This window comes from Pseudomonas sp. 203-8, assembly GCF_020708595.1.
In the GTDB taxonomy this organism is placed as follows: domain Bacteria; phylum Pseudomonadota; class Gammaproteobacteria; order Pseudomonadales; family Pseudomonadaceae; genus Pseudomonas; species Pseudomonas aeruginosa.
The window spans coordinates 11,674-31,314 of the sequence record NZ_JAJFDF010000008.1 but is presented as its reverse complement, the minus strand read 5'-3'; the positions used below and the strand labels follow the sequence as shown (position 1 = coordinate 31,314).

The 19,641-nt window shown below is 66.9% G+C and carries 18 protein-coding genes; 10 read left to right on the top strand and 8 right to left on the bottom strand.

The window, feature by feature from the left end:
- Positions 1-67: 67 nt before the first annotated feature.
- The 6 genes from LJF27_RS19060 to desA all read right to left on the bottom strand — a co-directional run bounded on the left by LJF27_RS19060 (position 68) and on the right by desA (position 7,968).
- On the bottom strand, positions 68-1,450 hold the full coding sequence (locus LJF27_RS19060; protein WP_003084265.1) for an OprD family porin: 1,383 nt from the start codon (positions 1,448-1,450) through the stop codon (positions 68-70).
- 612 nt (positions 1,451-2,062) lie between these two features.
- Positions 2,063-3,034, bottom strand: a complete 972-nt coding sequence (locus LJF27_RS19055) for a GGDEF domain-containing protein (RefSeq protein ID WP_003104500.1) — start codon at positions 3,032-3,034, stop codon at positions 2,063-2,065.
- A 112-nt stretch (positions 3,035-3,146) separates the two neighbouring features.
- Entirely contained in the window at positions 3,147-4,109 is a 963-nt protein-coding gene (locus LJF27_RS19050) for a LysR family transcriptional regulator (protein ID WP_003118724.1), read from the bottom strand.
- A 52-nt stretch (positions 4,110-4,161) separates the two neighbouring features.
- Positions 4,162-5,118 (bottom strand): agmatinase, encoded by a 957-nt coding sequence (speB, locus tag LJF27_RS19045; protein ID WP_003104498.1) that lies wholly within the window; start codon positions 5,116-5,118, stop codon positions 4,162-4,164.
- A 55-nt stretch (positions 5,119-5,173) separates the two neighbouring features.
- The gene (locus LJF27_RS19040; RefSeq protein ID WP_023117231.1) at positions 5,174-6,559 is read right to left on the bottom strand and encodes a sodium:solute symporter; all 1,386 of its coding nucleotides are present in this window, start codon (positions 6,557-6,559) and stop codon (positions 5,174-5,176) included.
- Between the two features lie 230 nt (positions 6,560-6,789).
- A complete protein-coding gene (gene desA / locus LJF27_RS19035; RefSeq protein ID WP_023117232.1) occupies positions 6,790-7,968 on the bottom strand; it encodes a delta-9 fatty acid desaturase DesA in 1,179 nt (392 codons plus the stop codon).
- A gap of 171 nt (positions 7,969-8,139) precedes the next feature.
- Between desA and LJF27_RS19030 the strand changes: the two genes are divergently transcribed.
- The 6 genes from LJF27_RS19030 to LJF27_RS19005 all read left to right on the top strand — a co-directional run bounded on the left by LJF27_RS19030 (position 8,140) and on the right by LJF27_RS19005 (position 14,796).
- Complete coding sequence (locus LJF27_RS19030; RefSeq protein WP_023117233.1) at positions 8,140-10,422, top strand: putative bifunctional diguanylate cyclase/phosphodiesterase; 2,283 nt, start codon at positions 8,140-8,142, stop codon at positions 10,420-10,422.
- A 163-nt stretch (positions 10,423-10,585) separates the two neighbouring features.
- Complete coding sequence (gene oscA / locus LJF27_RS19025) at positions 10,586-10,768, top strand: sulfur starvation response protein OscA (RefSeq protein ID WP_003084246.1); 183 nt, start codon at positions 10,586-10,588, stop codon at positions 10,766-10,768.
- A 176-nt stretch (positions 10,769-10,944) separates the two neighbouring features.
- Positions 10,945-11,943, top strand: coding sequence for a sulfate ABC transporter substrate-binding protein (locus tag LJF27_RS19020; protein ID WP_003084243.1), 999 nt, complete (start codon positions 10,945-10,947; stop codon positions 11,941-11,943).
- A gap of 161 nt (positions 11,944-12,104) precedes the next feature.
- Entirely contained in the window at positions 12,105-12,923 is an 819-nt protein-coding gene (gene cysT / locus LJF27_RS19015) for a sulfate ABC transporter permease subunit CysT (protein WP_003084241.1), read from the top strand.
- Between the two features lie 10 nt (positions 12,924-12,933).
- Positions 12,934-13,803: a sulfate ABC transporter permease subunit CysW gene (gene cysW, locus LJF27_RS19010; RefSeq protein WP_003084239.1), complete on the top strand. Its 870-nt coding sequence runs from the start codon at positions 12,934-12,936 to the stop codon at positions 13,801-13,803.
- Positions 13,804-13,806: 3 nt separating this feature from the next.
- Positions 13,807-14,796 (top strand): sulfate/molybdate ABC transporter ATP-binding protein, encoded by a 990-nt coding sequence (locus LJF27_RS19005; RefSeq protein ID WP_003118719.1) that lies wholly within the window; start codon positions 13,807-13,809, stop codon positions 14,794-14,796.
- Positions 14,797-14,809: 13 nt separating this feature from the next.
- Here LJF27_RS19005 and LJF27_RS19000 read toward each other — a convergent pair whose 3' ends face one another.
- On the bottom strand, positions 14,810-15,508 hold the full coding sequence (locus LJF27_RS19000; protein WP_003118718.1) for an ArsR/SmtB family transcription factor: 699 nt from the start codon (positions 15,506-15,508) through the stop codon (positions 14,810-14,812).
- Positions 15,509-15,601: 93 nt separating this feature from the next.
- Between LJF27_RS19000 and LJF27_RS18995 the strand changes: the two genes are divergently transcribed.
- Both LJF27_RS18995 and LJF27_RS18990 read left to right on the top strand, forming a co-directional pair.
- On the top strand, positions 15,602-16,354 hold the full coding sequence (locus tag LJF27_RS18995) for a sulfite exporter TauE/SafE family protein (RefSeq protein ID WP_003118717.1): 753 nt from the start codon (positions 15,602-15,604) through the stop codon (positions 16,352-16,354).
- Between the two features lie 171 nt (positions 16,355-16,525).
- Entirely contained in the window at positions 16,526-17,284 is a 759-nt protein-coding gene (locus LJF27_RS18990; RefSeq protein ID WP_003084230.1) for a M48 family metallopeptidase, read from the top strand.
- 39 nt (positions 17,285-17,323) lie between these two features.
- Here LJF27_RS18990 and LJF27_RS18985 read toward each other — a convergent pair whose 3' ends face one another.
- Positions 17,324-17,839, bottom strand: a complete 516-nt coding sequence (locus LJF27_RS18985; protein WP_003107722.1) for a DUF962 domain-containing protein — start codon at positions 17,837-17,839, stop codon at positions 17,324-17,326.
- Between the two features lie 75 nt (positions 17,840-17,914).
- Between LJF27_RS18985 and LJF27_RS18980 the strand changes: the two genes are divergently transcribed.
- On the top strand, positions 17,915-18,601 hold the full coding sequence (locus tag LJF27_RS18980; protein WP_003107720.1) for a Crp/Fnr family transcriptional regulator: 687 nt from the start codon (positions 17,915-17,917) through the stop codon (positions 18,599-18,601).
- Positions 18,602-18,709: 108 nt separating this feature from the next.
- On the top strand, positions 18,710-19,480 hold the full coding sequence (locus LJF27_RS18975) for a hypothetical protein (protein ID WP_003107718.1): 771 nt from the start codon (positions 18,710-18,712) through the stop codon (positions 19,478-19,480).
- Positions 19,481-19,641 lie beyond the last annotated feature (161 nt).

Genomic DNA, 19,641 nt, shown 5'->3' with positions numbered 1-19,641 from the left:
GGCGCCATGAATGAAAAAAGCCCGCGTCCTCCAGGAGGACGCGGGCTTTTTCCTGTCCGGCCGGAGCTTACAGCAGCGGCAGGGTGTAGCTGACGATCAGGCGGTTCTCGTCCTGGTCGCGCTGGTTGTTGCTCGAACCGGCAGCCGGCAGGCCGCTGCGGAAGGAGGCGTTCTTCCAGGTGAAGCCCAGGCCCTTGAAGGTGCCGTCCGGGATCACGTAGGCCAGGGAGATATCGCGTTCCCACTCGCTCTGGTCGCCGCGGGCGGTCTTGATCTTGTCGCCGCTCAGGTAAATGGTGTTGAAGGTCAGGCCCGGCACGCCGACGGTGGCGAAGTCGTAGCCGTAGCGGACCTGCCAGGTGCGCTCGCCGGCACGCTGGAACTTGCCGATCTGCACGTCGGTGATCAGGTACGCGGTAGAACCTTCGCCATCGCCACGGTTCAGGAACGGGAAGTCACTGTCGCCGTTGAGGATCTGGTAGCCGGCGCCGATGCTGTGGCCGCTGACGGTATAGGTGAAGAGGCCGCTGAAGGCGCGGTTGTCGACTTCGCCCTTGGTCACGCCGCTGCCGTAGTAGCCGCTGCTGACGTAGCCGTCGGCACGGCCGGAACGGCTGCCGTTCTTGCCGTCGGAGCTGCTGTCGAAGGCGCGCAGGTCGGTCTTCAGGACGCCCGGGCCAATCTGCCAGTTGTGGATCAGGCCGAGGAAGTGCTGCTTGTAGAAGTCGTCCAGGTTGCCGTAGTAGTACTGCAGGGTCAGGTCCTTGTTGACCTTGTAGTCGCCACCCGCGTAGTAGAACTTGTTGCTGTCGCGCGAACTGGCGCTGCTGCCGTTGGCGCCGGCGATGCTCAGGCTGCGGTTGTCGGTGGAGTTACGGCCCTTGGAGTGCTCCAGTTGGCCGGCAACCAGGGTGAAGTCCTTGAGGTCGGTCGAGGTGACCTGGCCGCCCTCGAAGGTGACCGGCAGCAGGCGGCCGTCGTTGTAGGTGACCACCGGCAGCTTCGGCTGCAGGGTGCCGTAGCGGAACTCGGTGTTGGACACCTTGGCCTTGGCGGTCAGGCCCAGGCTGGCGAAGTCGTGCACCGGCTCGCCGTTGCTTTCCAGCGGGAACACGGTGCCCGGCTGGCGGTCCAGGCCGCTCTTGCCGGCACGGCCGCCGCCGTCCAGGCGCACGCCGAGCAGGCCCAGCGCGTCGACGCCGAAGCCGACGGTGCCCTGGGTGAAGCCCGACTGGTAATTCAGGATGAAGCCCTGGCCCCACTCTTCCTGCTTGCTCGGCGAGGCGGTGCCATTGCGGTTGTCGGTATTGATGTAGAAGTTGCGCAGGGTCAGCGATGCCTTGCTGTCCTCGATGAAACCGGCGGCGACCGCCTGTTGCGCCAGGGCACCGAGGGTACCGGCAGTGATGGCCAGGGCCAGTCGTGACTTGTTGATCTTGCGACTCTTCATTGGTCTTTTCCCCATTGGTATTGCTAATTGTCTTCCGGTCGGGGGAAGTGGAACGCGTGGGCCCGACCGGTCGTTGAAACACTGAGCGCCGTACCATCCCGGAAGATGGCGCGCGCGAAACTCGGCATTCGATGGATCAGGAAACGGCGCAACCCGCGACGATGGAACGACGGGGCAGGCAAGCAGGCAGGGAGGCAGCGAACGGAAGCGTGTGCATGGGCGTACTCGTGTCTTGTTATTGTGCGGCGGGTGTCTCGACCCACCGCCAGTGAAGGCAATTTGTAAGCCAATCTTTCCATCGGGCTCCGCCTTCGCGTCCTCTCGGGCTTCCTGCCCTTCTCCCGGCTGACGGGCCGAAGGGTGTCGGCAGAAAACCGCCTATTACAGCTTCCTTTCTGGCGAGTTACCGCCACGTTTCAGAAATCGTTATTTCCCGCGCTTTATAGCGCGTGGGTAATAAACAGTAAAATATCCGCAATAAACCTAAAAAGAATTAATTATTCATATTTAATAGCTTTAAGGAATATTGTACCGCAGCCGCGACCTGCCGGTCGCCTCCCCAAAGAGGTATTCCGTGGCGCCGTCGACAAAACGGAAACGTTTGCCCAGCGGTCAGCCCACGACGATGCAGTCCTTGCCCTGGCGCTTGGCCGAGTACATCGCGGCGTCGGCCCGGCTGTAGAGGGCACCGAGTCCCTCGTCATCGGCCTGGAGGACCGTCAGGCCCTGGCTGACGGTGATCCCGAAGCTGTGCTCGCCCTCCTGGAAGCGCAGGCGTTGCACCTCGCGCTGCAGGCGTTCGCCGATCTGTCGCGCGGTCTGCTCGTCGCAGCCGGGCAGCAGCACGGCGAACTCCTCGCCGCCGATCCGCCCGAACAGGTCGCCACGGCGCAGCGCGGCACTGCCGCTCTGGGCGATACGCTGGAGGACCTGGTCGCCGACCTGGTGGCCGAAGCGGTCGTTGATCTTCTTGAAATCATCGACGTCCAGCAGCAGGAACGCCAACGGTATCCCCTCGCGGCGACACTCCTTGAAGGCCGCCTCGGCACTGTCGAAGAAATAGCGACGGTTGCTGCTCTGGGTCAGCACGTCGGTGGTGGCCAGCCGTTGCAGCTCGCTCTCCATGTGCTTCTTGTCGGTGATGTCCTCGGCGATGCCCACCACCATCAGCGGCAGTCCCGCCTCGCCCTGGCGGCTGACGAAGCACTTGTCGTTGAGCCAGCGGACCTCGCCGTCGCCACGCACGATGCGGTATTCGCGTTGTTCCACGGCGCCACGTTCGAGCACCTGCAGCAGGCTGCTGTCGGCGTAGTCGAGGTCGTCCGGGTAGATGCTGTTGCGCCATTCCTCGTAGTCCGCCAGCAGCAGCGCCGCGGAACGGCCGAAGATTTTCTCGTAGGCGGGACTGACGTAGACCATTCGCCGGTTCTGCCAGTCGTAGGCCCAGAGCACCGAGTTGACGCTGGCCAGCAAGGCGCTGAAGAGTTGCTCGCGCTCCTTCAGCCGGGCCACTTCGGCACGGCTGTGCAGCAAGGCCAGCGCGGCCTCCTGCGGGTCTTCGGGAATGCCGGTTAGGTCGTCCATGGATCGTCGCTCTGCTCGCGGAACGGGTTCGACCGCCAACTTAGCGCAGGGGTCGCGGCGATACAGAAATGCCCGCCGAACGGCAGGGAAAGGCTCCAGCCAGTGCGCTTGATCACAATTGCCGAGCGATGCCGTTCGTATTCGCCGGAGCCTGCACGCCCAGTTGTTTCTGCGCCTCGAACAGCGAGCGCAGGAACAGGGTCAGGGTCGGTCGTTCTTCGTGTCCCTGACGGGTAATGCAATGGAATTCCGAGTCGTAGGCCAGTTGCCGTGGCCGGATCGCCCGCATGCGCCCTTCGGCGACCCAGGTGGCGGCATAGTGCGTCGGCAGGTAGCCGATGTAGGTGCCGCTGAAGACCAGGGTAGCGATGGCCTCCATGGTGTAGGCGTCGGTCCCCTGGTTGAAGCGCAGGTCGTGCGGGCGATGGTTTTCCGCCATGTAGCCGCGGCCGACATAGTCGGCGGCGCAGATCTCGTCCAGTGTCGGCTCGTCGTCCGCCCGGGCGAAGAAGGGGTGCGCGCTGCCGCAATAGAGGTTCTGCTCCTCGCGGAACAGGGGTTGGTAGTAGAGCCCGGACAACCGGTGGTGAAAGGCCCCCACCGCCAGTTGCAGGCGCTCTTCCAGCACCGCGTGCTCGAGTTCGTCGGGACGCCGCGTGTGCAGCTTGAGCAGCACCTCCGGGGCGCGCTGGCGAAACAGCCGGATGGCCAGCGGCAACGGCAGGCAATGCTGGCCGATGACGCCATCGACGCAGCCCAGGTGCAACGCCTCGCGATCGCGCCCGCCGAGGCCGCGGACCTGCTCGCGGAAACGGGCGATGTCGCTGAACAGGCCGAGCGCGGCGTCGTAGAGCTCCTGCCCCTCCTCGGTCAACTGGAAACCGCCGTTGCCGCGCCGGCACAGGGAATAGCCCAGGCGCACCTCCAAGTCGCGCACCAGCACGCTCAGGCGCGACAGGCTGGTGTTCAGGCGCGCCTGGGCGGCAGTGAAGCCGCCGGCCTCGACGATGGCGCAGAAGGTGCGCAGCATGCGCAGGTCGATGTCGTTGAGGTTGCCCAGCATTCCCGCCCCCATGGCGTTCGGTCCGCCTTCGTTATAGCGCCAAAGCCAGGCCGGCGGAACGCCGTCAGGCGCTTCGCGCGGCCGACTCGGCAAGCAGGCAGAGCAGTTCGAACATCATGGTCGCCCCCACCAGCGCCGTGGCGCCGCCGACATCGAACGGCGGCGAGACTTCCACCACGTCGGCGCCGACCAGGTCCAGCCCGCGCAGGCCGCGGACCAGTTGCTGGGCCTGGAGGCTGGTCATGCCGCCGATCTCCGGGGTGCCGGTGCCAGGCGCGAAGGCCGGGTCGAGCACGTCGACGTCGAAACTCACATAGGTCGGCCCGTCGCCCACCACCCGCCGAGCTTCGGCCAGGGTCGCCTCGACGCCCAGTTCGACGAACTCTTCCATGTGGATCACGCGGATGCCGCACTCGCGGGCGAAAGCGTCGTCGTCCGGCGAATACACCGAGCCGCGAATGCCGATCTGCACCGTGCGCAGCGGGTCGAGCAGACCTTCCTCGATGGCCCTGCGGAATGGCGTGCCGTGGGTGTAGGGGTTGTCGCCGAAGTAGCGGTCGTTGGTATCGGAATGCGCATCGAAATGCACCATGCCCAGCGGCCGCTCGCGACCCAGGGCGCGAAAGATCGGCAGGGTCACCAGGTGGTCGCCACCGACCGACAGCGGCAGGGTACCGGCGGCATGGACCTGGCGATAGAAGCCTTCGATGCGGCGCAGCGAATCGAGCAGGTCGATGGGATTCACCGGCGCATCACCGAGGTCGCCGACCCGCACCAGGTCGTAGGGCGCGATGCGGCTGACGTGATGCACCTTGCGCATCAGGCTGGACAGGTTGCGCACCTCGCGCGGGCCATGGCGGGCACCGGCGCGGTTGGTGGTGCCGCCATCCCAGGGCACGCCGATCAGGCCGACCTGCAGCGCCGCCGGGTCGGTGAACGCCGGCAGGCGCATGAAGGTCGGGATGCCGGCGAAGCGTGGAATCTCGGCGGCGTCGAGGGGCTGCGGATGGTCGTTCGACATGGGGCGTCTCCGTGTGGCGGGAAGAAAGCGCCGGGCGCCGCCCGGCGCGGTGGGTTCATTCCGGCTGGGCTCGCAGGCTGGCGGCAGGACGGGTGGCCAGGCTGACCGCGACGAAGGTCGCCAGGCTGGCCAGCAGGCCGTAGACGATCGGCGAGTTGGCGAGCAGGCCGTCGCGGGCCATGCAGGCGATCACCGCCAGGCAACCGGCGACGATGCTGGCGATCGCTCCCTGCGGACTGGCCCGACGCCACAGCAGCGCGCCGACGATCGGCACCAGCAGGCCGCCGACCAGCAGGTTGTAGGCGATGCTCAGGGCCGCGATGACGTCGTTGACCAGGCACGCCAGGACCAGCATCGCCCCCCCCATCAGCAGGGTGATGCAACGGCTCAGGCGGATGTCGCTGGTGGTACCGGGGCGCAGGAAGCGCGCGTAGATGTCTTCCTGCAGCACGGTGGCCGCCGCCAGCAGACACCCGCTGGCGGTGGACATGATCGCCGACAGCGCGGCCGCCACCACCAGGCCGCGCAGGCCCGGCGCCAGTACCTCGCGGGTGATCTTGGCGTAGGCGTTCTCCGGCACCGCCAGGTCCGGCAGGAGGACCCGCGCCGCCGCGCCGATCAGCGCGCAGGCGGCGCCGTAGAGCATGCAGTAGACGCCGGCGCCAAGCCCGGCGTAGCGCACCACCGTCTCGCTGCGCGCGGTGAACACCCGCTGCCAGATGTCCTGGCCGATCAGCGCGCCGAAGAAGTACAGGAGGAAGTAGGTGAGGATGGTATCCAGGCCGATGTGGCCGAGGTCGAAGAAGCCCGCCGGCAGCACCTCCTGCATGCGCGCCAGGCCACCGGCGCCGTCGATCGACAACGGCAGCAGGACCAGGAAGATACCGACGGTCTTGATCACGAACTGGATGATGTCGGTCAGCGTAAGGGACCACATGCCGCCGATCACCGAATAGACGATGACGATCCCGCCACCGCAGAGGATCGCCGGGATCCGCGGGATGCCGAATACCACCTCGGTGACCGAGCCGATGGCGATGGTCGCGGTGACCGCCACCATCAGGTCGTAGGCGACCATGACCACCCCGCCGATCAGGCGCGAGGAGGCCTGGTAGCGCTGCTCCAGCACCTGGGTCACGGTGAACACCCGCAGGCGCGCGATCTGCCGCGAGAACACCAGGCTGAGGACGATGATCCCCAGGCCGAGCATGAACACCAACCACAAGCCGGACAGGCCGAACTGGTAGCCGAGCTTGACCGTACCGATGGTCGACGCGCCGCCGAGCACCACCGCGGCCATGGTCCCCAGGTAGAGGCCGGGGCCGAGGCGGCGTCCGGCGACGAGGAAATCGCTCTGGCTCTTCGCCTTGCGCATTCCGTACCAGCCCAGGCCCAGCATGGCCAGGGCGTAGACCAGCATGATCAGGTAATCCAGCAACATCGCCCGCGCTCCTTTTCTTGTTGTTCTGCGTGACGCCCGGCGTGGCGCCTGGGCACGCCGAAGATAGGCCGGGCGCCGCCCGGGCTGAATCCCGGATCGGGCAAGTCGACTTGCGGAGGAAGAGAAGTATCGGCGGGGCGTCGCATTGGCGACGCCGAAACGCAACGCGCCGGCAGGAGCCGGCGCGTTGCAGAGGCGGCTGACGCACCCGCGAGGGCGCGCCAGGGGCGTCAGGCGGGACGCAGCGAGTAGGTCTTCAGTTGCGCGGCGAACTCCTTCAGCGACTGGATACCGCTGGCTTCCGCCTCATGCACCCAGTCCTTGATCGCCGCCAGCATGTCGTGGCCGTTGGCGCTGGTCTTGGCCCAGATCTGCTGCAACGCCAGGCGCTTCTCGTAGATCACCTTCAGCGCCTGGCTGTGGGCGAGCATCGAGTCGATGCGCACGTGGTGGCGGTCCTGCAGCAGGCTGGTCTCGCGCGACAGCAGGCGCTTGGCGCGGCGGAACAGGTGGCGCACCGACTCGTCGGCCTTGGCCACTTCCTGCTTGACCAGCGGCGCGATCACCAGCTTGCGGTACTGCGCCATGATCTGGAAGCGGTTGTTGAGGATCGCCATGGCGGTGTCCATGTCCAGGCTGTGCTTGCCCTCGACCCGATGGGCGATCGGCGCGACCCGGGCGACCCTGGCCAGGCGCAGGAAGCTGAACAGCTTGATCCAGGCCCAGCCCAGGTCGAATTCCCACTTCTTCACCGACAGCTTGGCCGAGTTCGGGTAGGTGTGGTGGTTGTTGTGCAGCTCTTCGCCGCCGATGAGGATGCCCCAGGGCACCAGGTTGGTGGCGGCGTCGCGGCATTCGAAGTTGCGATAGCCGACCGCGTGGCCGAGGCCGTTGACCACGCCGGCGGCCCAGAACGGAATCCATACCATCTGCACGGCCCAGACGGTCAGGCCAAGGGCGCCGAACAGGGCCAGGTCGATGAGCGCCATCAGCACCACGCCGCTGATCGGGAAGCGCGAGTAGAGATTGCGCTCGATCCAGTCGTCCGGGCAGTTCTTGCCGTAGATGCGCAGGGTGTCCTGGTTCTTCGCCTCGGCCTTGTACAGCTCCGCGCCTGCGCGCAGGACGGTGAACAGGCCCTTGTGCACCGGGCTGTGCGGATCCTCGACGGTCTCGCACTTGGCATGGTGCTTACGGTGGATCGCGGTCCATTCGCGCGTGTTCATCCCTGTGGTCAACCACAACCAGAAACGGAAGAAGTGCTGCAGCGCGGGGTGCAGGTCGAGTGCACGGTGGGCGGAATAGCGATGCAGGTAGACGGTCACGCTGACGATGGTGATATGCGTCAGCACCAGGGTAACTGCCACCAGTTGCCACGGCGACAGGTCGAGAAAACCGTTGAACCACATAGGCGGTACTGAACCTCGGGGGGACTTGGGAGTGATGAGGGCCTTGTCTGACAAAACCTGGGGGCATTATCACCAAGCGGCTGGGGATTACCATCCGTTCTTTTAGATATGAACAGGGCCGGATGGCCATCATTTATACTGCCCGGCCAATAATTGCCCACTGAAAATCCCATGAGCCCCCGCCTGAGTGCCCTTCGCCTGAGCCTGGCTTATCTCGCAATCGCCATCGCCTGGGCGTTCCTGAGCGATCATTTGTTACAAAACCAGGTCCAGGACCACGACCAACTGGTGTTCTGGATGACCGCCAAGCGGCTGTTCTTCTTCGCCGCAACCGGCCTGCTCCTGTACCTCTACCTGGTACGCCAGTTCCGCCGCAAGGCCCAGGCCTACGACGAACTGCACGGCAGCGAGCAGCGCCTGAACCGCGCCCTGGAAGCGGTGCGCGACGGACTCTGGGACTGGGACCTGGTGACCGACCGGATGTTCGTCTCGCCGGGCTACGCCGCGCTGATCGGCCTCGCTCCGGAGGAACTCGGCGACCCCATCGAGACCTGGAAGAAGCGCCTGCACCCCGAAGAGTACGCCACCGTGCTGGAGGCCCACCGCAACCACCTGCAGGGCCTGACCGACAATCTCGACCACATCTACCGCCTGCGCCACAAGGACGGCGACTACCGCTGGATCCACTCGCGCGGCCGGGTCCTCCGCGACGCCCTGGGCAAGCCGCTGCACTACACTGGCGTGGCCCGCGACATCACCCTGCAGCGGCTCAAGGAAGACCACCTGCGCCAGGCCGCGGCGGTATTCGACAGCACCCGCGAGGGCGTTCTGGTCACCGATGCCCAGGCGGTGATCGTGCACGTCAACCCTTCCTTCGAGCGCATCACCGGCTACCGCTCCGAAGACGTGCTCGGCAAGACCCCGGCGATCCTCCGCTCCGGCCGCCAGGACCAGGCGTTCTACCAGCGCCTGTGGCTGGCCCTGCGCGAGCAGGACGTCTGGAGCGGAGAAATCTGGAACCGGCGCAAGAGCGGCGAGATCTACCCGCAGTGGCTGCACATCCGCGTGGTGCGCAACGACCAGGGCCAGCTGACCCACTACGTCGGGGTGTTCTCCGACCTGAGCAGCATCAAGCGCTCGGAGAACGAGCTGGACTTCCTCGCCCACCACGACTCGCTGACCGGCCTGCCCAACCGCGTGCTGCTGCGCGAGCGCATCGAGCAGGCGCTGGAGAACGGCAAGGACCGGACGGTGGCCGGGGCCCTGCTGCTGATCGACCTCGACCACTTCAAGCACATCAACGACAGCCTCGGCCATACAACTGGCGACATGCTCCTCAAGGAGGTCAGCAAGCGCCTGCAACACCAGCTCGACGAGCGCTGCCTGCTGTCGCGACTGGGCGGCGACGAATTCGCCATCCTCGTCGAGAACGACGACCCGGAAGCCGTCGCGCGACTCTCACAGCGCATCCTCGACGGTTTCAACGCGCCGTTCGACATCCACTGCCAGCCGATCTATATCAGCGCCAGCCTCGGTGTCAGCCTCTACCCGGAAGACGCCAGCGACGTCGACCACCTGATGCAGCATGCCGACGCCGCGCTGTTCCAGGCCAAGGACAGCGGGCGTAACGCCTACGCCTTCTACACCCGCGTGCTGACCGCCCGGGCCCGCGCCCATGTCCAGGTGGAATCGGCCCTGCGCCATGCGCTGGAGCACGACGAACTGCGCGTCCACTACCAGCCGGTGCACGACCTGGCCAGCGGGCGGATCGTCGGCGTCGAGTCGCTGGTGCGCTGGCAGCATCCCGAGCGCGGCCTGGTGCCGCCAGGCGAGTTCGTCCCGGTGGCGGAGGAATGCGGGCTGATCGCCGCGCTGGACAATTGGGTGCTCAAGCGGGCCTGCCGGCAGATGCGCGAATGGCAACAGCGCGGCGTCGAACTGGAGTTCGTCGCGGTCAACGTCTCCAGCCGGCTGTTCAACCGCGGCGGCCTGGAGGAAAGGATCGCCAACGCCCTGGAAGAGTCCGGGCTGGAGCCCCGCTACCTGGAGCTGGAAGTCACCGAAAGCGCAGTGATGGAGGACTTCGAGCAGTCCCTCAACCTGCTCTGCCGCCTGCGCATCCTCGGCGTGAACCTGGCCATCGACGACTTCGGCACCGGCTATTCCTCGCTGATGCGCCTCAAGCGGCTGCCGGTGCACAAGCTGAAGATCGACCAGGGCTTCGTCGCCGGCCTGCCCGGCGCGGTGGACGACGCCGCGATCGCCCGGGCGATCGTTGCCCTGGCGCAAAGCATGGGGCTGCGGGTGGTTGCCGAGGGCATCGAGCATCAGGACCAGGCGCTGTTCCTGCGCGAACATGGCTGCGACTTCGGCCAAGGCTACTGGTACGGACGGCCGCAACCGGCGGAAGCGCTGCGCTTCGACCTGCCGCCCGTGGCGCTGCCGGAAGACTGAGCCTGGCGGCGAAGCCGGGCCGCTTCGCCGTCTTATAACCACTTTACCTATAAAGATTCTTAAACAATATTTTTAAGAATATTGCCCACTGCTTACTATGCGCCTCACGCCGCCTCCACTTCGTCGAGCAACGCGGCACCTCGAGCCACAGGAGCAGAGACCCATGAGCGCAACCCTCAGAAGCCTGGATGGCCAGGACGAAGCCACCATCCTGCGTGAAATCCAGAGTGCCCTGCGCGGCCTGCGCTTCGGCGCCGTCGAGATCACCGTGCACAACGGCCAGGTGGTGCAGATCGAGCGCAAGGAAAAATTCCGTCTGCAGCAACCGGCCGTCAAGCAGGCCTGAAGCACACGACCCGACTGGACCACCGGAGGCGTCTCGCCATGAACATCCGTTCGATACCCCATCCGCACCGGTACTGCAGCTGTCGGCCGCGAATGCGCGCCTGACGCCCCGTGTTCCCGTCGTTCCGCCAACACCCCATTAGAACAATCGAAACAGCACACACCTAGGAGCTGCACATGTCCCTTCGTCGTTTCGCCCTGGCCGCACTCGCCAGCGCCCTGGTCTCCGGCCCGGTTGCCGCAGCCACGCAACTGCTGAACGTTTCCTACGACCCGACCCGCGAGCTGTACCAGGCCTACAACGCGGCCTTCATCAAGCACTGGAAGGCCCAGGGCGGCGAGGACCTGACCGTCCAGCAGTCCCACGGCGGCTCCGGCAAGCAGGCCCGCGCGGTGATCGACGGGCTCAAGGCCGACGTGGTGACCCTGGCCCTGGCCGGCGACATCGACGAACTGCACAAGCTCGGCAAGCTGCTGCCGGCCGACTGGCAGGCACGCCTGCCGGACAACAGCACCCCCTACACCTCGACCATCGTGTTCCTGGTGCGCAAGGGCAACCCCAAGGGAATCAAGGACTGGGGCGACCTGACCAAGGAAGGCGTGGAAGTCATCACGCCGAACCCGAAGACCTCCGGCGGCGCGCGCTGGAACTTCCTCGCCGCCTGGGCCTGGGCGAAGAAGCAGTACGGCAGCGACGAGAAGGCCAAGGACTACGTGCAGGCGCTGTACAAGCACGTACCGGTACTCGACACCGGCGCCCGCGGCTCGACCATCACCTTCGTCAACAACCAGATCGGCGACGTGCTGCTGGCCTGGGAGAACGAGGCGTTCCTGGCGAAGAAGGAACAGGGCGGGGAAAACTTCGAGATCGTCGTGCCCTCCATCTCCATCCTCGCCGAACCGCCGGTCGCGGTGGTCGACAAGGTGGTCGAGAAGAAAGGCACCCGCAAGGTCGCCGAGGCCTACCTGCAATACCTGTACAGCGAGGAAGGCCAGCGCATCGCCGCGCAGAACTTCTACCGGCCGCGCAACCAGAAGGTCGCCGCCGAGTTCGCCACGCAGTTCCCGAAACTGAACCTGGTCACCGTCGACTCCGATTTCGGCGGCTGGAAGACGGCCCAGCCGAAGTTCTTCAACGACGGGGGCATCTTCGACCAGATCTACCAGGCGCAATGATCGCGACGGCAGACCCGTCGCCCGAACCACGGCCCCTCTCCCAGACCCTCTCCCGGACGGGCGAGGGGGCTAGCAGGCCCGGTCCCGTACCGGGCCCACTGCCGGAAGGAACCGGCACCGGGAGAGCCACCAAGCGTTCCAACGCAGAGTAAGGACAGAACATGTCACGACGCATTTCCCCGGTCATACCCGGCTTCGGGCTGACCCTGGGATACACCCTGGTGTACCTCAGCCTGCTGGTCCTGATCCCGCTGGGGGCCATGTTCCTCAAGACCACCCAGCTCAGCTGGGAGCAATTCTGGGCCATCATCAGCGCGCCGCGGGTGCTCGCCGCGCTCAAGCTGAGCTTCGGCACCGCGCTCGCCGCCGCCGTGCTCAACGGCTTGATCGGCACGCTGCTGGCCTGGGTCCTGGTGCGCTACGAATTCCCCGGACGGAAGATCATCGATGCCATGATCGACCTGCCCTTCGCCCTACCCACCGCCGTCGCCGGTATCGCCCTCACCGCGCTCTATGCGCCGGCCGGCCTGGTCGGACAGTTCGCCAGCGACCTCGGCTTCAAGATCGCCTATACCCCCCTGGGGATCACCCTGGCGCTGACCTTCGTGACCCTGCCGTTCGTGGTCCGCACGGTGCAGCCGGTGCTCGCCGACATTCCCAAGGAAGTCGAGGAAGCCGCCGCCTGCCTCGGCGCCAGGCCGCTGCAGGTGTTCCGCCATATCCTCGTGCCGGCGCTGCTGCCGGCCTGGCTGACCGGTTTCGCCCTGGCCTTCGCCCGGGGCGTCGGCGAATACGGCTCGGTGATCTTCATCGCCGGCAACATGCCGATGAAGACCGAGATCCTGCCGCTGCTGATCATGGTCAAGCTGGACCAGTACGACTACACCGGCGCCACCGCCATCGGCGTGCTGATGCTGGTGGTGTCCTTCATCCTGCTGCTGCTGATCAACCTGCTGCAGCGTCGCATCGAAACCCCGTAAGGAGGGCGCCATGTCCAGTGCAAGCATTTCCGCTGCCACCGCCAGCGCCTCCCGCCGCGGCAACGCCGGCGGCCGCCTGGCCCTGATCGTCCTGGCCTGGCTGGTCTTCGCCCTGTTCCTCCTGCTGCCGCTCTACGTGGTCCTGAGCGAGGCGCTGAAGCAGGGTTTCGGCACCTTCTTCGAGGCGATCCTCGAACCCGACGCGCTGGCCGCGCTGAAGCTGACCCTGATCGCGGTGGCCATCTCGGTGCCGCTCAACCTGCTGTTCGGTGTCGCCGCCGCCTGGTGCGTGAGCAAGTTCGAGTTTCGCGGCAAGAGCATCCTGGTGACCCTGATCGACCTGCCGTTCTCGGTCTCGCCGGTGATCGCCGGCCTGATCTACGTGCTGTTGTTCGGCGCCCAGGGCTACTTCGGCGAATGGCTGAGCGACCACGACATCCAGATCGTCTTCGCGGTGCCCGGAATCGTCCTGGCGACCCTCTTCGTCACCGTGCCCTTCGTCGCCCGCGAACTGATCCCGCTGATGCAGGAGCAGGGCACCCAGGAGGAGGAAGCCGCCCGCCTGCTCGGCGCCAACGGCTGGCAGATGTTCTGGCACGTGACCCTGCCGAACATCAAGTGGGGCCTGATCTACGGCGTGGTGCTCTGCACCGCGCGGGCGATGGGCGAGTTCGGCGCGGTGTCGGTGGTTTCCGGGCATATCCGCGGTGTCACCAACACCCTGCCGCTGCACGTCGAGATCCTCTACAACGAATACAACCATGTCGCCGCCTTCAGCGTCGCCAGCCTGTTGCTGCTGATGGCGCTGGTCATCCTTCTGCTCAAGCAGTGGAGCGAATCCCGCATGTCCCGACTGAAAAGCAATGCTGACGAGGAATGAACCATGAGCATCGAAATCCGTAACGTCAGCAAGAACTTCAACGCCTTCAAGGCCCTGGACAACATCAACCTGGATATCCAGAGCGGCGAACTGGTGGCCCTGCTCGGCCCCTCCGGGTGCGGCAAGACCACCCTGCTGCGGATCATCGCCGGGCTGGAAACCCCGGACGCCGGCAACATCGTGTTCCATGGCGAGGACGTCTCGCAGCACGACGTGCGCGACCGCAACGTCGGCTTCGTCTTCCAGCACTACGCGCTGTTCCGCCACATGACGGTGTTCGACAACGTCGCCTTCGGCCTGCGCATGAAGCCCAAGGGCGAGCGGCCGGGCGAGTCCGCGATCAAGGCCAAGGTCCACGAGCTGCTCAACATGGTGCAGCTCGACTGGCTCGCCGACCGCTATCCAGAGCAACTCTCCGGCGGCCAGCGGCAGCGTATCGCCCTGGCCCGCGCGCTGGCGGTGGAGCCGAAGATCCTGCTCCTCGACGAACCCTTCGGCGCCCTCGACGCCAAGGTACGCAAGGAGCTGCGCCGCTGGCTGGCGCGCCTGCACGAGGAGATCAACCTGACCTCGGTGTTCGTCACCCACGACCAGGAAGAAGCGATGGAAGTGGCCGACCGCATCGTGGTGATGAACAAGGGCGTGATCGAGCAGATCGGCTCGCCCGGCGAGGTCTACGAGAACCCGGCCAGCGATTTCGTCTACCACTTCCTCGGCGACTCCAACCGCCTGCAACTGGGCAACGACCAGCACCTGCTGTTCCGCCCCCACGAAGTGTCGCTGTCGCGTTCCGAGGTGGCCGAGCACCGCGCCGCCGAGGTCCGCGACATCCGTCCGCTGGGGGCTATCACCCGGGTAACGCTGAAGGTCGACGGCCAGGACGAACTGATCGAAGCCGAAGTGGTGAAGGACCACGACAGCCTGGCCGGCCTGGCCCGCGGCGAGACCCTCTACTTCAAGCCGAAGGCCTTCCAGCCGGTGGCCAATCTCTGATCCCGCGGCGGGTTCAGCCCGCCGTGCGCTCCGCCAGGCCGCGCAGTCCCGCGCGGCCCTTCGACGACACCTGCAACGCCCGCGAGCCGTCCTGCGGCCGCAACCAGCCCTGGCGCAGACAGGCCTCCAGCAACGCCGCCCCCAGCGCGCCGCCGAGGTGCGGCTTGCGTTCGCTCCAGTCGGGGCAGGCGCAGGCGAACTGCCGACGGCGGCGGCGGACCTCCGACAGGTCGATTCCCAACCTGGCCAGCCCGGCCTCGCCGGTCGCGCTCAGGCGCAGCGTCCTGCCCTCCTGCTCGATCCAGCCGGCATCCAGCATCCGTGCGAACACACCGACCGCGAGTTCGCCGGCCAGGTGGTCGTAGCAGGTCCGCGCCTCGCGCAACGCCGACGGCGTGCCGTGGCTCGGCGGCAGGCTGCGCCGCTGCGGCTGCAGGGCCAGGGAGGCGCTGGCCAGCGCTTCCACCGCCTGTCCCACTTCCGGCCCGGCCAGGCGATAGAAGCGATTGCGCCCGCGCGCCTCCAGGCTCAGCACGCCGCCCTCGACCAGCCGTCCCAGGTGGCCGCTGGCGGAGGACGGCGAGACGCCCGCCAGCAGCGCCAGCTCGCTGGCCGGGCGGGCGCTGCCATCCATCAGTGCCCAGATCATCTGCGCGCGGCCGGGATCGGCGAGCAGCGCCGCCAGCGAACTGAAGCCGGGATTGAATTGCATGCTTCACCTCCGGATGAAACATTGCCTGTCGACGACGAGAGATACTGGCCGCCATCGCCCGTTCGCGCCAGCCCGAGACAAGGAAGAACCCGCATGTCCGTCGACCTCCACGCCCTGATCCCACTGATCGCCCTCACCTTCCTTCTCGCGGGCTTCGTCAAGGGCGTGGTCGGCCTGGGCCTGCCGACGGTCTCGGTGGGCCTGCTCGGCCTGGCCATGCCGCCGATGCAGGCGGCGGCGCTGCTGATCGTACCGTCGATGGTGACCAACCTCTGGCAGCTCGCCTGCGGCCCGCGCTTCCTCGGCTTGATGAAGCGCCTGGCCGGCCTGCTGCTCGGGGTGATCGTGGGCACCCTGCTGGTCGGCGCATGGCTCGGCGGCGACGCCCCAAGGCAGGCCACCGGCGTGCTCGGCCTGGCCCTGGCGGCCTACGCGCTGCTCGGCCTGGCCGCGATCCCGCTGCACCTGCCGGCGCGCCACGAGCCCTGGGCCGGCCCGCTGGTCGGGCTGGCGACCGGCGCGCTGACCGCGGTCACCGGGGTTTTCGTGATTCCCGCGGTGCCCTATCTGGGAGCCCTAGGATTGCAGCGCGACGAACTGGTCCAGGCCCTCGGCCTGTCGTTCAGCGCCTCGACCCTGGCCCTGGCGGTCACTCTCGGCGTGCACGGCGACCTGCTCGAACCGCAGATGCTCGGCGCCTCTCTGCTGACCCTGGTCCCGGCGCTGGGCGGGATGCTCCTCGGCCAGTGGCTGCGCCAGCGGATCAGCGCGACGCTGTTCAGGCGCTGCTTCTTCGTCGGTCTCCTGCTGCTCGGCGCCGACCTCGCCTGGCGCGGTTTCCACTGACGCCAGGGACGCATTGCGCACCCGCCAGGGCGGGCCTGCGGCCTTCGCGGGACTTCCGACGAACGGCACAAGTCGCTATCATCCGCCGCCGCGCGACCCCCACCGGGCGCGCGGCACCGGGCGGAACACGCCCGTCCGGCACGGAACGCCACCTATCGCAAGGAGCACACGATGAAGACCCGTCTTTCCCTTTCCGCCCTGGCCCTCGCCTGCGCCACCCTGGCCGGCTGCCAGAACCTGCCCCAGGGTGACCTCATGCAGCACGGCATGATGGCGGTGAAGGCTGCAACCCTGAGCGACGCCGAGGTCCGCCAGGTCGCCGACCAGGCCTGCGCCGAGTCCGACCAGCAAAACCGCATCGCCCCGGCCAACAGCAAGTACGGCCAGCGCCTGGACAAGATCGCCAAGGCCCTGGGCGACCAGATCGACGGCGTGCCGGTGAACTACAAGGTCTACCTCACCGAGGAGGTCAACGCCTGGGCCATGGCCAACGGCTGCATCCGCGTCTACAGCGGGCTGATGGAGCTGATGAGCGACAACGAGATCGAAGGCGTGCTCGGCCACGAGATGGGCCACGTCGCCCTCGGCCACACCCGCAAGGCCGCCCAGACCGCCTACGCGGCCGCCGCGGTGCGCGGCGCCGCCGGCGCCTCGAAGAGCGGCGCGCTGGCCGCCCTGTCCGGCTCCCAGCTGGGCGAACTCACCGAATCGCTGGTCAACGCGCAGTTCTCCCAGTCCCAGGAATCCGACGCCGACGATTTCTCCTACGAGCTACTGAAGAAGCGCGGAGTGAACACCCAGGGCCTGGTCACCGCCTTCGAGAAGCTGGCCAAGCTGGGCGGCGGCGACAGCAGCATGTTCGATTCGCACCCGGGCTCCCAGGCCCGCGCCGATCACATCCGCCAGCGCATCGCTGCGGATCGCAAGTAACGCTCCCACCCCGGTCTCCCGCGCTCGCGGGAGACCGCCTCACGCCGCCCGCTTGTGCTCGCGAATGCAGGTCGGGCCGGCGCGCTCCTCGACCTCGCGCTGCACGTCGCCGCGCAGCCCCAGCAGAAAGGCCAGTTCCGCCAGCACGAAGAGCGGACCGACGATCAACCCGCTGAGATCGTCGACGAAGGCCGGCTTGCGCCCTTCGTAGTAATGACCGACGAACTGGATGATCCAGCCGACCACGAACAGGCCGACGCCCCAGCCCAGCCAGGCCGCGGTAGTCCCCGCCGCCAATTGCGCAGCGCCCCACACCGTCAGCGCCAGCAGCGCCGTCATGGCCACGCCGAAGCGCAGGTCCAGGCGCAGGTAGAACAGCGCCGCGGCGAGCGCCAGCAGCAGCGCCGGAGACAGGCCGAACCCCAGCGCCGGCCGCGCCAGCAACACGGCGATGGAGAGGACGATCATCGGAATGCCGATGAAATGGCTGAAGATGTTGCGCCGGTCGCGGTGGTAGGCGGCGTATTGCGCAAGGTGATCGACTAGGGTTTTCATTGTTGTGGTCTCACGCCAGGGTTCTCGCATCATCGCGCCGCCCCGGTTTTCCACTCTGTCAGCTAGACGACAAACATGAACGAGCGTACCGACTACCGTTCGCAACTCCAGGCCGGCCGCTGGTTCCAGGGTTTGCCGGAGGCCTTGCAGACGCACCTGCTGGCACTCGCCCAACCGCGCCAGTTGCCGCCGGGCCAGCGCCTGTTCGCCCGCGGCGACGCGCCCTGCGGACTGTACTGCGTGGTCGAGGGCGCGATCCGTATCAGCGCGGTCAGCGAGAACGGCAAGGAGGCGCTGCTGATCCTGGTGGAAGCGCCGCACTGGTTCGGCGAGATCGCCCTGTTCGACGGCCAGGCGCGCACCCACGACGCCTACGCCGAAGGCCACACCCAGCTACTCCAGGTGCCGCAGGCGGCGCTGCTCGAACTGCTTCGCCGCGAGCCGCACTACTGGCGCGACGTGGCCCTGCTGATGAGCCACAAGCTGCGCCTGGCATTCATCGCCCTGGAAGAGATGGCCCTGCTGCCGGCCGCACAACGCCTGGCGCGGCGCCTGCTGATGCTCGCCGAGGGCTACGACAACAGCCGCAGCCGGCAGGTCCTGCACCTGCCGCAGGAGCAGTTGGCATTGATGCTGTCGCTGTCGCGGCAGACCACCAACCAGATCCTCAAGGACCTCGAAGCCCAGGGCATCCTCCAGCTCAGCTACGGCGGCATCGAGATTCTCGACCTCGCCGGCCTGCGCGCGGCCACCCACGGCTGAGCGCGAATCACACTTTCGAACGCTTGCAGGCGCGCCATGGCCGGCTACCGTGTGCAGGGCACCTGCCCTCGGTGCGGATATCCATAACGACAACAACAGGATCTCCCCATGCTCCGTCCCGCGCTTCCCGCTGTCCTCTGTCTTTACTGCCTGCTGCTGGTGCTGCCGGCGCGCGCCGCCCTCGACGACCAGCAACGCGCCCTGCAACAACTGCAGGTCCAGGCCTGTCGCGCGGTGGGCAGCCTGTTGTTGCTGCGCGGCGAGGGTTTCCAGGAACAGCACGCGGCGCAACTGGAGAAGGACCTCGCCAGCCTCGACCGCGCGCTCGCCGCCGCCCCCGAGGGGGTGCTCCTGCGGCAAGACGAAAAGACGCTGGTGGCGCGCATCCGTGAAGGCGCGGCCTACGGCCCCCGCGAAGAGGACCTGCCCTGGCGCTACCCGCAGCAACTGAGCCGCGCCCTGCGTGACTTCCTCAACCTGGTGGAACGCCAGGTGCCACCGCCCCCGCCAGGCCAGCCCCTGCCGCTCTGGCAGTTGCCGGTGCGGGTCGAGTACCTGTCCCTGCAATACCTGGCGCGCGCCTACCTGGGCGGGCTGGAAACTGCCCGCGAGCAGCCCCGGGACTATCTCGGCCAGGACGAGAGCGTGCTGGTCCCGCTGATCGACCGGCGCATCGCCCTGCTGGTGGCGCAAAGCGCCAACCCGGCGGGACTGAAGAAACTGGAAAACCGCTGGGAGTACCTGAGCCAGGCCCTGCGCGACCTGAACAGCAAGAGCAGCGCGCTGGTCAGCGCTTCCGGCAGGCCCTGGGCGCCGATCATCGTCGACCGCCACGCGCGTGCCCTGAGCGAAAGCCTGATGCGCTTGAGTGCGGAGTGAGGCCACGCGCCGCACGGGGCGGATAACCTCGCGACTCGCAACGTTGCGCCAGCGTCCGCCCCGACTCCCTGGCCAGCGCATTTTTTCGAATCCGCCCTGCGGATTTTGATTTGCCGCCACGCCCTGGCGCAGGCGCAATGGTGCTCCCGAAAGGAGATCGC